At 62.0% G+C, this 13,400-nt stretch carries 11 protein-coding genes, 1 tRNA gene and 1 pseudogene; 7 read left to right on the top strand and 6 right to left on the bottom strand.

Annotated elements, in window-relative coordinates:
* Positions 1 to 5: 5 nt before the first annotated feature.
* From BMZ21_RS15455 to BMZ21_RS15430, 6 genes are all read right to left on the bottom strand, one after another.
* Positions 6 to 1,319: an MFS transporter gene (locus BMZ21_RS15455; RefSeq protein ID WP_091836131.1), complete on the bottom strand. Its 1,314-nt coding sequence runs from the start codon at positions 1,317 to 1,319 to the stop codon at positions 6 to 8.
* A gap of 47 nt (positions 1,320 to 1,366) precedes the next feature.
* The gene (locus BMZ21_RS15450) at positions 1,367 to 1,765 is read right to left on the bottom strand and encodes a MarR family winged helix-turn-helix transcriptional regulator (RefSeq protein ID WP_091836129.1); all 399 of its coding nucleotides are present in this window, start codon (positions 1,763 to 1,765) and stop codon (positions 1,367 to 1,369) included.
* Between the two features lie 204 nt (positions 1,766 to 1,969).
* Entirely contained in the window at positions 1,970 to 2,461 is a 492-nt protein-coding gene (locus tag BMZ21_RS15445) for a DUF1178 family protein (RefSeq protein ID WP_091836126.1), read from the bottom strand.
* Positions 2,462 to 2,527: 66 nt separating this feature from the next.
* Positions 2,528 to 3,391 (bottom strand): carbon-nitrogen hydrolase family protein, encoded by an 864-nt coding sequence (locus BMZ21_RS15440; protein ID WP_091836124.1) that lies wholly within the window; start codon positions 3,389 to 3,391, stop codon positions 2,528 to 2,530.
* Positions 3,392 to 3,401: 10 nt separating this feature from the next.
* Positions 3,402 to 3,662, bottom strand: a complete 261-nt coding sequence (grxC, locus tag BMZ21_RS15435; RefSeq protein WP_091836122.1) for a glutaredoxin 3 — start codon at positions 3,660 to 3,662, stop codon at positions 3,402 to 3,404.
* A 47-nt stretch (positions 3,663 to 3,709) separates the two neighbouring features.
* Complete coding sequence (locus tag BMZ21_RS15430; protein WP_091836120.1) at positions 3,710 to 4,510, bottom strand: ComF family protein; 801 nt, start codon at positions 4,508 to 4,510, stop codon at positions 3,710 to 3,712.
* A 179-nt stretch (positions 4,511 to 4,689) separates the two neighbouring features.
* Between BMZ21_RS15430 and BMZ21_RS15425 the strand changes: the two genes are divergently transcribed.
* The 7 genes and pseudogenes from BMZ21_RS15425 to BMZ21_RS15395 all read left to right on the top strand — a co-directional run.
* Entirely contained in the window at positions 4,690 to 5,808 is a 1,119-nt protein-coding gene (locus BMZ21_RS15425; protein WP_091836118.1) for an alkene reductase, read from the top strand.
* A 121-nt stretch (positions 5,809 to 5,929) separates the two neighbouring features.
* Positions 5,930 to 6,004, top strand: a tRNA-Glu gene (locus tag BMZ21_RS15420).
* A gap of 84 nt (positions 6,005 to 6,088) precedes the next feature.
* Positions 6,089 to 7,975 (top strand): site-specific integrase, encoded by a 1,887-nt coding sequence (locus BMZ21_RS15415; protein ID WP_091836116.1) that lies wholly within the window; start codon positions 6,089 to 6,091, stop codon positions 7,973 to 7,975.
* Entirely contained in the window at positions 7,917 to 8,666 is a 750-nt protein-coding gene (locus tag BMZ21_RS15410; RefSeq protein ID WP_244543864.1) for an N-6 DNA methylase, read from the top strand. The genes BMZ21_RS15415 and BMZ21_RS15410 overlap by 59 nt, the downstream gene beginning before the upstream one ends.
* A gap of 29 nt (positions 8,667 to 8,695) precedes the next feature.
* Positions 8,696 to 10,291: an Eco57I restriction-modification methylase domain-containing protein gene (locus tag BMZ21_RS15405; RefSeq protein WP_091836110.1), complete on the top strand. Its 1,596-nt coding sequence runs from the start codon at positions 8,696 to 8,698 to the stop codon at positions 10,289 to 10,291.
* Positions 10,284 to 12,839: a GIY-YIG nuclease family protein gene (locus BMZ21_RS15400; RefSeq protein WP_091836107.1), complete on the top strand. Its 2,556-nt coding sequence runs from the start codon at positions 10,284 to 10,286 to the stop codon at positions 12,837 to 12,839. The genes BMZ21_RS15405 and BMZ21_RS15400 overlap by 8 nt, the downstream gene beginning before the upstream one ends.
* A gap of 286 nt (positions 12,840 to 13,125) precedes the next feature.
* Positions 13,126 to 13,400 (top strand): annotated as a pseudogene (locus BMZ21_RS15395) (porin family protein); the annotation flags it as partial.

The raw sequence follows: 13,400 nt of genomic DNA, 5'->3' as shown, positions 1-13,400 counted from the left end.
TCCGTTCAGGCGGTGGCTGGGATCGGCTTGGCCTCGCCGCCGCGCATCATGATGCAGAAGCCGGCGGCGAAGAGGCAGAGCGCGCCGGCGATGAAGAAGGCCGGCAGGTAGCTGTCATAGACGGTGCGGCTGAAGCCGGCGCCATAGGCGGCGAAGGCGGCGCCGAGCTGGTGGCCGGTGAAGACCCAGCCGAAGACGAGCGTCGCCTTCTCGCCGAAGCGGTCGGCGGCGATCTTGATCGTCGGCGGCACGGTCGCGACCCAGTCGAGCCCGTAGAAGATCGCGAAGATCGAGAGGCCGTAGAAGGAGAAGTCGGTAAAGGGCAGGAACAGCAGCGAGAGCCCACGCAGGCCGTAATACCAGAACAGCAGCCAGCGGCTGTCATAGCGGTCCGAGAGCCAGCCGGAGCCGACCGTGCCGAGGAAGTCGAAGATGCCGATGACTGCGAGCACGCTCGCCGCCGTCACCGCCGCCATGCCGTAATCGCCACAGAGCGCGACGAAATGGGTCTGGACCAGCCCGTTGGTGCTGGCGCCGCAGACGAAGAAGGTGCCGAACAGGATCCAGAAGGTGCTGGTCTTCGCCGCGTCGCGCAGAGCGACGATCGGCGAGGCGAGCATCGCCCCGAGGCTGGCGGCTTGCGCCGGCGCCGGCACGATCTGCGTTGCGCCAAACGGGGCAAGGCCGACATCGGCAGGCCGGTCGCGCATCAGAGCGAGGATGCCGACCGCCGCAAGCGCGATCATGCCGAGCACGAAGGTCATGGCAGCGCGCCAGCCGACCTGCTCGGTCAGAGCTGCGAGCAAGGGCAGGAAGACGAGCTGGCCGGTCGCGGTGCTGGCGGTGAGCAGGCCGACGACGAGGCCGCGGCGCTGCACGAACCAGCGCGTCGCGACTGTGGCGCCGAGCACCATGGCGGTGAGCCCGGTGCCGAAGCCGAGTACGAAGCCCCAGAGCAGCACCAGCTGCCAGAGCTGCGTCATGAAGAAGGAGCCGATGATGCTCGCCGCGATCAGGCTGAGCGCGACCAGCGCGACGGGGCGGACGCCGAAGCGGTTCATGAAGGCTGCGGCGAAGGGCGCCATCAGCCCGAACAGCAGCAGCCGGACCGCCAGCGCCGAGGAGATCTCGGAGGTCGCCCAGCCGAACTCCTTCTGCAGCGGCAGGATCAGCACGCCCGGCGCGCCGACGGCGCCGGCGGTGACCAGCATGGTCAGGAACGTCACCGCCGCGACGGCCCAGCCATAATGGATGCCGCGCCGGGCGAACGCGGCGGCGAGGCCGACAGGTTGAACTGGTTCTGCGAGATCGGTCGGCATGAAAGGCCCTTTCTTTGCGGGTATATACCCGTATCTGTTTCAGAAAATCAGAGCGAATCGAGTGCGGTGTGCAGTTGCCGCATGAATTCGACGCCGAGACGGTCTTCGAGCGATTTCTGGGCGCCGTCCCACAGAGGGGCGCCATCTTCCAGAACCTTATGGCCGGCCTCGGTCAGGGTGACCGTGGCCTCGCGCTGGTCCTCGCCGCGGCCAAGTTCGACCAGACCCATCTTCTCGAGCACGCGGACATTGCGGCCGACGGTTGAGCGATCGAGCTCCACCCGGCGGCCGAGCGCGGTCAGCGTCACCGGCTCGACCCTTGCGATCGAACGCATCAGGCTGAACTGCGCGATGTTGACCCCGACCGGCGCGATCGTCTCGTCATAGAAGGCGATCATCCGGCGGGAGGCGGAGCGCAGCGTGGTGCAAATGCAGGGAACCGACATGGGTTGCGGGTATATGCCCGTTACGAGAGGAACGCAAGAGGCGAACGCCGAATACATGAGCCTTCGGGTGTCATCCCGGAAAAGCCGCGCAGCGGCTGCGGTCCGGGATCCATGCCGGAACCATCATCGGATTTGTTCCGGAATGGATCCCGGGTCTCCCTTCGGTCGCCCGGGATGACTCGATCCTAGGAATGCAACGGGGAGCTAGTTCCGCCCTTCCGGCAGGCGCGGCAGGGCCAGGAACTCGACGCCTTCCTCATGCAGCATCCGGGCGTCCTCAGCGGAGGCCTCGCCATAGATGGCGCGGTTTTCGCTCTCGCCGTGATGGATCTTCAGCGCCTCCTCGGCGAAGCGCTTGCCGACAGGTTCGGCGTTGGCGGCGACATGCTCGTGGAGGGCCGTCAGCATGGCGCGAAACGCCATCTCCTTCTCGCCCATCAAGGCCGCTGGCTGCGGTGCCGGGGAGGGGACGGGGGCAGGCGAGGGCGCCGTAGCCTCCGCCGCTGGCTCTGCCGGGCGCGGGCCGCGATCGGTCCGGGCCACGGCCGGGGCCATCACGGCGCGCTCGACCTTGGCGCTGTCGCAGACCGGGCAGGTGACGAAGCCGCGCTTCGCCTGCTCGTCGAAGCTGGCGGAACTCGCGAACCAGCTCTCGAACTCGTGGGCATTGTCGCAGATCAGGGTGTAACGGATCATCTCAACTCAAAGCCGGCGGTGAGGGCAGCAAATAGGGACGCAGCCGTCCACCGGCAAGTTTCACGCTCATTCGGCCGCATCGAGCTGCGGCGTTTCACTCTTGCGCGTCGCGAGCGCGAAGGAGCGGGTATGGCGCAGGGTCGGGATGCGCTGGCGGGCGTCCGCGACCAGAGCCAGATCGATCTGCGCCATGATCAGCCCGGGCTCGTTGCCGGCCTCGGCCAGGACGCGGCCCCAGGGATCGACGATGATCGAGTGGCCATAGCTCTCGCGGCCGTCCTCGTGCAGGCCGCCCTGCGCCGCCGAGACCATGAAGGCGCCGTTCTCGATGGCGCGGGCCCGTTGCAGCACCTGCCAATGCGCCTCGCCGGTCTGGCGGGTGAAGCAGGCCGGCGCGGTCAGCATGAAGGCGCCGGCCTCGGCCTCGGCGCGGTAGAGATAGGGGAAGCGGACATCGTAGCAGATCGACATCCCGACCAGCCCCCAGGGCGTCTCGACCAGGGTCGCCTGGTCGCCGCCGGTGAAGGTGTTGGATTCGCGCCAGGTCTCGCCATTGGGCAGGTCGACGTCGAAAAGGTGGATCTTGTCGTAGCGCGCGACGATCTCGCCCTGGGGATCGATCATATAGCCGCGGTTGGCGATCTTCTCGCCGGCCTTGACCGAGAGCGAGCCGATCTGCAGCCAGATCCTGGCCCCGCGCGCTGCGTCGCGCAGTCCGGCCAGCACCTCGTGCCTATCCTCGTCCTGGCTGGTCTCGCGCAGGACCTTGGTGTTGCGCTCGCAGAGATTGGTGACCTCCGGCGTCTGGACGAATTGCGCCCCGGCCGCCGCCGCCTCGCGGATCAGGCGCACCGCATCGTCGCGATTGCGCAGGGGATCACGCGTCGAGCGCATCTGGACGCAGGCGGCGGTGAAGCGTGGGGCGGTCATCGGGCTCTCCTCAGGCGGCCTTCAGCAGCGGGTCGAGCTCGCCGCGCGCATCGAGCGCGTGCAGATCGTCGCAGCCGCCGACATGGCGTCCGTCGATGAAGATCTGCGGCACGCTCGTCCGCCCGCCGGCCTTGGCCGTCATCTCCTGGCGCAGCTCCGGCTTCCCGTCGACGCCGATCTCATCGAAGGCGACGCCCTTCTTCGTCAGCAGCGCCTTGGCGGCATGGCAATAGGGGCACCAGCCCGTGGTGTAGATCGTGACCTGCGGCATCGGCCTATCCTGCAAAGACTATCTTCGCATCGCAATATAGGGAGCCGTCACGCTTCCGTCACGACCCGGGCGAAGGTCAATACGTCGACCGCACTCGCTCCGCCGCGCAGCAAGGCGCGCGACGCGGCGTTGACGGTGGAGCCGGTGGTCAGCACGTCGTCGACCAGCAGGATGCGCCTTCCCTCGACCAGCGGGCGCATGGCCGGCAGGACCTTGAAGGCGCCCTGCAGGTTGTCGGCGCGCTGCGCCCTGGTCAGCCCGACCTGCTGCCTGGTGCGCTTGACGCGGGCAAGCGCTTGCGGCGCGCATGGTCTTCCTGATTGCCCGGCGATGGTCGCGGCCAGCGCCGCCGCCTGGTTGAAACGCCGCGTCCATAGCCGGAAGCGATGCAGCGGCACGGGGACGATGAGATCGGCATCGACGATCAGTTCGCGGCCGGCCTGAGCCATCATCCGCCCGAGCATCAGGGACAGCTCGGTCCGGTCGCCATATTTCAGCCGGTGCACCAGCTCCCGTGCGGTGCCGTCGAAGCGGCAGGCGGCGCGCGCCCTTGCGAAGACGGGCGGGTCGGCGATCGCCGCGGGCGAGACCAGCCCCGGTCCAAGATCGACCTCGAAGGGCGTGCCGAGCCGCTCGCAATAGGGCCGCTCGATCAGGCCGAGCCCGGCCCAGCACTGGGCGCAGAGTCCCTGCGCCTCGCTCGTGGCCGCCCGGCAGCCGACGCATGAGGGCGGGTAGACCAGGCTGACGGCGCTGGTGACGCCCGTCCGCAGCCAGCCGCCTCCGCGCTGCAGCCAGCGCAGGGAGAGGGTTTTTCCTGTCTTTTCTGGATTTTCGGAAAGGCTCATGCGTGGCGGCTATCGCGAAGAGAGCATCTTCGCTTTCTCGTGAGCGGGGCAGGGCGGCCCCTGCCATTCCCTGCCATCTTGCCTATCTTGCTTGCGACGGCTCCGGCCCGCCTGACGGCGACCGGCGCCATGGACGCTTCCCCCGGCCTTGCGGCCGTTTCGCGACAAGGATCGCCACGATGAGCCATGCCTCCTCCGCCAAGCTGTTCACGCCGTTCCGCCTCGGCGATCTCGAGCTGAAGAACCGCGTCGTGATGGCGCCTTTGACGCGCAACCGCGCCAACAAGCATGATGATGCCCCGAACGCGCTCAATGTCGAGTACTACCGCCAGCGCGCCGGCGCCGGGCTGATCATCACCGAGGCGACGCAGATCTCGCAGCAGGGCCAGGGCTATATCTGGACGCCCGGCATCTATCGCGACGCGCAGGTCGCTGGCTGGAAGGCGGTGACCGAGGGCGTGCATGCTGCCGGCGGGACGATCTTCGCGCAGCTCTGGCATGTCGGGCGCGTCAGCCATGTCTCGCTGCAGCCGGGCAACCAGGCGCCGGTCGCGCCCTCGGCGGTGCTGGCCAAGACCAAGACCTATATCGAGAGCGGCTTCGCCGAGGTGTCCGAGCCGCGCGCGCTCCGTCTCGACGAGATTCCCGGCATCGTCGCCGATTTCGTCAGGGCGGCTGAGAACGCCAAGGCGGCCGGTTTCGACGGCATCGAGCTGCACGGCGCCCATGGCTACCTGCTCGACCAGTTCCTGCGCGACGGCTCGAACCAGCGGCAGGACGCCTATGGCGGCTCGATCGAGAACCGCGTCCGGCTGACGCTGGAGGTGGTCGATGCGGTGAGCAAGGTGTTCCCGAAGGAGCGCGTCGGCATCCGCATCTCGCCAGTAAGCCCAGCCAACGATGCCCGCGATAGCGATCCGCAGGCGCTGTTCGGCCATCTCGTCGGCGAACTCGACAAGCGCGGCATCGCCTTCATCCATGTCGTCGAGGGCGCGACGCGCGATGCGCGCGACTATCTGCCCTTCGACTACCAGGCGCTGCGCAAGGCCTTCCGCGGCGCCTACATCGCCAATAACGGCTTCACCCGCGAACTCGCGATCGAGACGGTGGAGAAGGGCGAGGCCGACCTTATCGCCTTCGGCCGGCTCTTCATCGCCAATCCCGACCTGCCGGAGCGGCTGAAGCTCGACGCCCCGCTCAACACGCCGGATGTCGCGACCTTCTATGGCGGCGACGCCAAGGGCTACACCGACTATCCGGCGCTGGCGCAGGCCGAGCGCTCGCACGCCGCCGGCTGAGACGAGAGGGAAAGTCCCTGCGGGCGGTGCTTCATCCTGCCCGCAGGTTTTTCGGCTTCGGCTGCACGGAGGGGCTTGCGGCGCGGGCCGGCGCCGATTATACGGACGGCCTTGCCGCGCTGCTCCCATCGTCTAGCGGTCAGGACGTCGCCCTCTCACGGCGAAAACTGGGGTTCGATTCCCCATGGGAGCGCCATTTGCGGCCTAAGTCCTTGAAGGGCTTAAACTCTCGAAAAATCAACGGTTTACTCGGCTCGGGCTGTCATACATTTTGGCATACATGAGCAGCGAAACCGTGCCCAAAACACCCTACCTAATCGTCCGCAATGGCCGGTTCTATTTTGATATGCGTGTGCCGGAAGACGTGCTCGACGCATACAACGCGAAGTTCAAGCGTAATGACGGGGCCAACCGCGAGACCGGAACTATCCGGGTAAGCCTGAAGACGAAGGACCGAAAGCAAGCGCTCCGCCTGTTAGGCGAGAAGCTGAGCTTCTACCTCGCTCGATTTGATGAGCTGCGCCGCTCAGATGACGCCGAAGCGGATTTTCAGGCGAAAGTTCGCCGACACGAACTGTCCCGGCTTAGCCGGGCAGAGTTGGAAAGGCTTGTTTTCGGCTATTACCGCGACGTGCTTCGCCCCGCCGCTATCAGTCCGCCAATCGATAGCGAAGACCGTGCCGAGCTTGTCGAAGAATGGACCGACACGCTTGCCCGTGTGCAAGACCGCCGCGACGAAGAGGGCAACGAGCGGGTGCAGAACACCGCCGACCATGTCCTTCTCAAGGCCGGCTGGCCGAGTACCAGAACCAAAGTCAAGGACACCGGTCCAAATCCGCCCGGCATCGAAGACGGAGTTCAGATCATCGCGCGGCACTTGGCCACGGTTGATGTTGACCGAACGGCGGAACGATACCGTGATCTAATCGGCCTTGTGCGCCGTGCCAGCGTCGAGGGCAGTCGGCTTGCGCTGGCCCAGTTGAATGGCACGGCGTTCATGCCAGCCGACCCGCTTTTTGCAACCGGGTTCAATTTGGCGGATGCTAACGATAAGCTGGGGCCGCTTATTTCGGAGGCGCTGGCCCTTTGGAAGAAAGGCAGCGGCGTTCAGGGCGGCCGCAAGCCGCGCGAGCTGACCGCCATGGAGGCCGCGAGCGCTGTGCAGCGGTTCAAAGAGCTGCATGGTGACATTCGCATCGGCGAGATCACCAAAAAGCGAGTGCAGGAGTTCGTCGCAGCCATTTCGGCGCTGCCCTCTCGGCTCCCGAAGAAGTTCTCCAAAATGACGCTGCCGGAGCTGCTGCGTGAGGATTTGACTGCGTATCCTCAAAGGGCGCCGGCTACGATCAACAAGGCCTTTACGTTACTCTCGGCCATGGTCGAGCATGCACGGAAGCGCAGTGACCTCGAAGAGGCAAGCTCATGGCCCAACCATTTTCCGTCCGCTTGGGTTGAGGGAGACGACAACGAAGGCGGTGACCGCGAGCCGTTTAGCTCCGACGATCTCAAACGCATCTTCGTGGACGGGCCGGTGCATCGGCAGGGAAAACGTCAGACGGGTGGACGTGGCGAAGCGCAGTATTGGCTCCCGCTGCTGGCGCTGTTCACAGGCGCGCGCCTGTCGGAATTGGGCCAGCTCCGGGTCTGCGATGTGCAAGCCGACGATGGCGGCATTGCCTTCATCAGCATCGGCACGTCAGGGGGCCGGAAGGTCAAGACGAAGACCAGCATTCGAAAGGTGCCTATCCATCCGGAGCTGAAGCTCATGGGCTTCCTTGCCTACGTCGAGCTGCGTCGAGGGGAAGGTGGGGCTGAGGCGACGCTGTGGCCGTTGCTGCGGTCGGCTGAGGGCCGGGCGCACACGGCGGCATGGTCTCAGTGGTGGGGGAACTATCAGGGGCGGAAGCCGATCAGCATCGCCGACAGGGCGAAGGTGTTCCACTCCTTCCGACACCTGTTCAAAGATATGTGCCGCGACGCTGGTCTGTCAGAGGATGTGCATGATGCTTTGACGGGGCACGCAGTCGGAAGGAACGTCGGACGCGGCTACGGCTCGGGACATTCTGTGTCCCGGCTGTTCGCTGAGATGAGCAAGGTGAAGGCGCCAGTTGACCTTTCGCATCTCCACACGACGAAGGTGGCTAGCGCCGACCCTGGCGTATTGTGAGGACGAAGAGCATGAAAGTTGCGCCTATGTCCAGTTCCCCACCGCTGACTATGAAGGCCCGTTGACCATGAGTCTAATCAGATCCAAGAAGCGGGTTGCCGATCACGGTGAGGTGTTCACGCCCCCGTGGCTGGTGGAAAAAATGCTCGACCTCGTCAAGGGCGAAACTGAGCGGATCGACTCCCGCTTCTTGGAGCCGGCATGCGGCAGCGGAAATTTTCTGGTGCCGGTCCTGCAACGCAAGTTGGCCGCCGTTGAGGCGAAGTTCGGCAAGTCCACGTTCGAGAAGGGGCATTACGCCCTACTGGGCCTGATGTGTTGCTACGGCATCGAATTGCTAGAAGATAACATTTCTGAATGCCGCGCGAATATGCTGGAGGTGTTCGCAGAATATCTCGATCTGGACGAGACGCATGAGCTGTATCGCGCCGCCTACAACGTCCTGTCGCAGAATCTCGTCCACGGCGATGCCATGACCATGCGCGACACGAATGGCATGCCGATCAACGTGGTGGAATGGGGTTACCTTGGCAAAGGCAAGTTTCAGCGGCGCGACTTCCGGCTCGATGTGCTGACTGGCATGGCAAGTTTAGGCGCAGAAGATTCTTTGTTTGCCCATCTGGGCAAGCACGAGATTTTTACGCCTACCAAGGTATATCCGCCAACAACGGTGCGCGAGCTGGTAGGCTGAGCCAGCAGCGATGCCTCGGGGGGAGCGGTATGAATGAGCAAGCGAGCTTTACGCTCCGGGGACGCAACCCGGATGTTTTGACCTGTATCGCAAACCTCTCCAACGATGAAGTATTTACGCCCCCAGAGTTTGCAAACCGCATGTTGGACACGCTGGCTGAGACCTGGGCGGCGCGAAACGGACGCGCCGACATTTGGGCTGACAGTTCAGTGCGCTTCCTTGACCCGTGTACGAAATCTGGGGTGTTCCTACGAGAGGTCACCCGGCGATTGATAGTAGGGCTAGAGGCGCACATACCGGACCTGCAAGCGCGCGTCGATCATATCCTGACCCGGCAAGTATTCGGAATCGGCATCACCGAGCTTACCAGCCTGCTTGCGCGTCGAAGTCTCTATTGTTCAAAGCATGCAACCGGGGAGCATTCTGTCGCCAAGAATTTCATTAGTAATGACGGAAATGTTTGGTTCGAGCGTACAGAACATTCTTGGGACAAGGGTAGATGTGTATTCTGCGGGGCCGGCAAAGAGGCCCTTGACCGGGGTGAAAATCTTGAAACTCACGCTTATGCGTTTATTCATGCTAACAATATCAAAGCTCGCATTGGCGAGATGTTCGGAGCCGATATGCAGTTCGACGTTATTATCGGAAACCCGCCGTACCAAATGACTGGCGGCGGCGGTGGAACGAATGATTCTCCCATCTACCAGTTGTTCGTTCAGCAAGCCGTGCGATTAGAGCCGAAATTCCTTTCGATGGTAATTCCATCAAGATGGATGGCTGGCGGTCGTGGACTTGGCGAGTTTCGCGCCGAATTTCTCAGCGATCATCGTACCCGTACACTCGTCGACTATGAAAACGCCAAGGATGCGTTTCCGACCGTCGGCATCGGTGGCGGAATTTGCTACTTCCTATGGGACCGCGACAATCCGGGCTTATGTGAAGGCACCTATCATCGAAACGGCGCGACCATCGGACCCCATCAGCGCGTCTTAGACGAATTTGATGTCTTCGTGCGAGACAAGCGAGCAGTAGACATTTTACATAAGGTATTGGCGGCTGGAGAGCAGCCATTCGAGGAGCTTGTTAGCGGAGATACACCATTTGGATTAGCGACGAATTTTTCCGATTATGGCCGTGATAAGATGCCAGATGATGCGCAGGTTCGTCTCTATGCCAATGTTGGGACAAAAAGAGTTCGTGGCGCCATGGCTCGACAGGTCATCAGCAAGAACGTGCACTTGCTTGACGTTTGGAAGCTATTTTTACCCGTTGCTGGCTCCGGTCGTGAGCGAGAGAGAAGCGGCGTAGACGTCGTGCTGGGCCCGCCAATAATCGGGGAACCAGGATCTGCGTGCACTCAAACCTATCTCGTCGCCGGTCCCCTCAATTCAAGAATCGAAGCTGAGAGTGTTGAGTCATATTTGCAGACAAGACTGGCGCGCTTCCTTGTGTCGCTTCGTAAGCCGGCGCAGCACGTCTTTCGGGGAATGTATCGCTGGGTTCCAGTCCAGCCGTGGAACCAGATATGGACCGATGCTGTTCTGTTTAAAAAGTACGGGCTTAGCGAAGCCGAGATCTTGTTCATCGAACAGATGATCCGTCCGATGGGGGCGGATCGTGAATAAGCCCGCCATAGAGGAAATTCTGACCCCCAAGCCTGATGCGCGCCCCCGCATCTATGCGTATGGCATCACTGCCGATACGCATGACGGGCTGCTTAAAGTGGGACAGACCACCCGCGACGTGAAGCAGCGGGTGGCGGAACAGCTCAGAACTGCTGCGATCAACAACTACATCATCGAGCTGGACGAAAGCGCGGAACGAGATGATGGCGGTATCATCACCGATCATAGCGTGCGCGAAGCCCTGCGGCGCAAGGGCTTCGCCAATCCACAGCTCGAATGGATGCGATGCACCGTCGCCGACGTGAAAACCGTGCTGGCCGAATTGCGCACAGGCCAACAATTCTCCGGCACGCATCACGAAACCTTCCCGCTGCGCAAGGAACAGGCAGCGGCAGTGGTGCAAACCAGCGCTTATTTCCATTCCCGGTGGAAGCAGGACGCCAATGCTGTCCCACGCTTCCTCTGGAACGCGAAAATGCGCTTTGGCAAGACATTCACAACCTATCAACTCGCTAAGAAGCTCGGTGCCAAGCGCGTGCTGGTGGTGACATTCAAGCCCGCGGTGGAAGACGCTTGGCAAACGGACCTTGAATCTCACGTCGATTTTGATGGCTGGCAATATCTGTCGCGCAACTCCGGGCGAGACCCTAGCCAGGCTAACGGCGACAAGCCGGTTGTCTATTTCGGCTCGTTCCAGGACCTGCTGGGGCGCGACAAGGCCGGAAACATTAAGGCCAGGAACGAATGGCTCCACGCGGTAAATTGGGACCTTGTGGTGTTCGATGAATACCATTTTGGCGCATGGCGCGAGACGGCGCAGGAGCTTTTCGAGGGGGAAGATGCGGCGGATGCCAAGAGGGAAACCAGCCTCGAATATGCTGACGATCTTGAAGACGTGAACGAAGATTTGGGCGTGCTGTCGGAAAGCGAGGGCGACTTCCTGCCGATCACCACTCGCGCCTATCTCTATCTCTCGGGCACGCCGTTCAAGGCGCTGGCGACGGGCGAGTTCATTGAGGAACAAATTTTCAACTGGACGTATACCGACGAACAGCGCGCCAAAGCCGAGTTCGCAAAGAATTATCCAGGCGAGCGCAATCCTTACAGCGCGCTGCCACAGATGCGGTTGCTGACCTATCAGATGCCCGACGAACTGCTGGCTATCGCCAGTGCCGGGGAGTTCGATGAATTTGACCTGAACGCCTTTTTCTCCGCCGCCGGCTCGGGAAATGCTGCCGCGTTCAAGCACAAGACTGACGTCCAGAAATGGCTGGACATCATCCGGGGCGGTCATGCGCCCCAAGCGGTCGAAAGCCTGAAAACAGGAACACGGCCGCCTTTCCCATATTCGGATGTCCGGCTGCTACCCTACTTGCAACACTCGTTTTGGTTCCTGCCCAACGTTGCCGCTTGTCATGCGATGGCGAATTTGCTGGCCGAGAAGCACAATACCTTCTGGCACGATTACAGTGTGATTGTGGCGGCGGGAACTTCGGCCGGGATAGGTCTTGATGCTTTGCCGCCAGTCCGGCTGGCAGTCGGCAGCGGCTTCGTCAGCAAGACGATCACGCTATCATGCGGCAAGCTGACGACCGGTGTGACGGTGGCGCAGTGGGCGTCGATTTTGATGCTTCGCAACCTAAAGTCTCCTGAAACCTATTTTCAGGCCGCCTTCAGGGTGCAATCTCCCTGGTCGATTAAGAACCCCAACGGCGACAACCCGAGCGAAGAAGAAGTGCTGAAGCCTGTCTGCTTCGTGTTCGACTTCGCGCCGACTCGCGCGTTGAGGCAGTTGTCGGAATACGGAATCGGTCTTTCGCCGGGCGAGGCGAACCCGGAAAATGCCGTCCGCGAGCTTGTCTCGTTCTTGCCGGTGCTGGCCTACGACGGCGCCAACATGACCCAGATCGACGCGGGAGGTATTCTCGATATCGCGATGGCGGGCACATCGGCCACGTTGCTCGCCCGTAAATGGGAGTCCGCACTACTAGTGAACGTGGACAACGACACACTGCGGCGTGTGCTCGGTAGTCGCGAGGCGATGGCCGCTGTCGCACGCATCGAGGGATGGCGTGCTCTTGGCGATGGCATCATCGAGACAATCATAAACAAGAGCGATAAGGTCAAAGAAATCAAGAATAAGGCTAAAGGTCGCGAGCTGACGGCAAATGAGAAAAGGGAGTTGAGTGAAGAAGAAAAGGAATATAAGTCCAAGCGCAAGCTTGTTCAAGAGAAATTAATCAAATTTGCGACGCGCATCCCAGTCTTCATGTACCTCACGGATTTCCGAGAAAATACCCTGCAGGACGTGATCACCAAACTAGAGCCCAGTTTATTCCTTACCGTGACGGGCTTAACGGTAACGGATTTCCATCTCCTGGTGCGGCTAAAGGTGTTTAATACTGAGCGGATGAATGAGGCCGTCTTTGCCTTCCGCCGCTACGAGGATGCTTCCTTGCGCTACACAGGCATCGAAAGCCACGAAGGGCTGACATATTATGGCCTCTACGACACTGTGGTAGCTAAGGATAGGGAAGGCAACATTTAGCGTTTATAACGACGCCGCCTGTTCGCAATGCCGGTGCTCGCTATGAAGTGAGCCCGCGTCATTGTGATTGCGTGACTATCCGGTTAGCCTTCCATGAGGCCTCGCAACAACTAACCGGCATTCATAGATATGTTTGCCGCAATACGGATCGTGCCGCAATTTCGACATGGTCGCGCCAGCACATGTGTTCTTACCGCAACAGACAGGGTCATTCACAGTCTCTATATAGGGTCCTAGATACCGCCTACCGGCCAGCGCCGGGAATACGATGACTAAGGAGTTTGTGATGAAGAAGTATCTGCTTTCGGGCGTTGCGGCCCTCGGCCTCATCGCTGCCGGCGCTGCCTCCGCTGCCGACCTGCCGAGCCGCAAGGGCCCGGTCGTTGCTCCGGTTTACGTTCCTGCCTTCACCTGGACCGGCTTCTACGTCGGTGCCAACGCCGGCTACGGCTGGGGCAACATGGACTCGCGTGGCGTCAGCGCCTTCGGCGATCTCGACGGCTTCGTCGGCGGTGGCCAGATCGGCTACAACTACCAGCTCGGCCAGATCGTCCTCGGCGT

It is taken from the genome of Allobosea lupini, assembly GCF_900109525.1.
Classification (GTDB): Bacteria; Pseudomonadota; Alphaproteobacteria; order Rhizobiales; family Beijerinckiaceae; genus Allobosea; species Allobosea lupini.
Note: the sequence above shows the minus strand (reverse complement) of the source record. Positions and strands in the feature narration are given on the sequence as shown.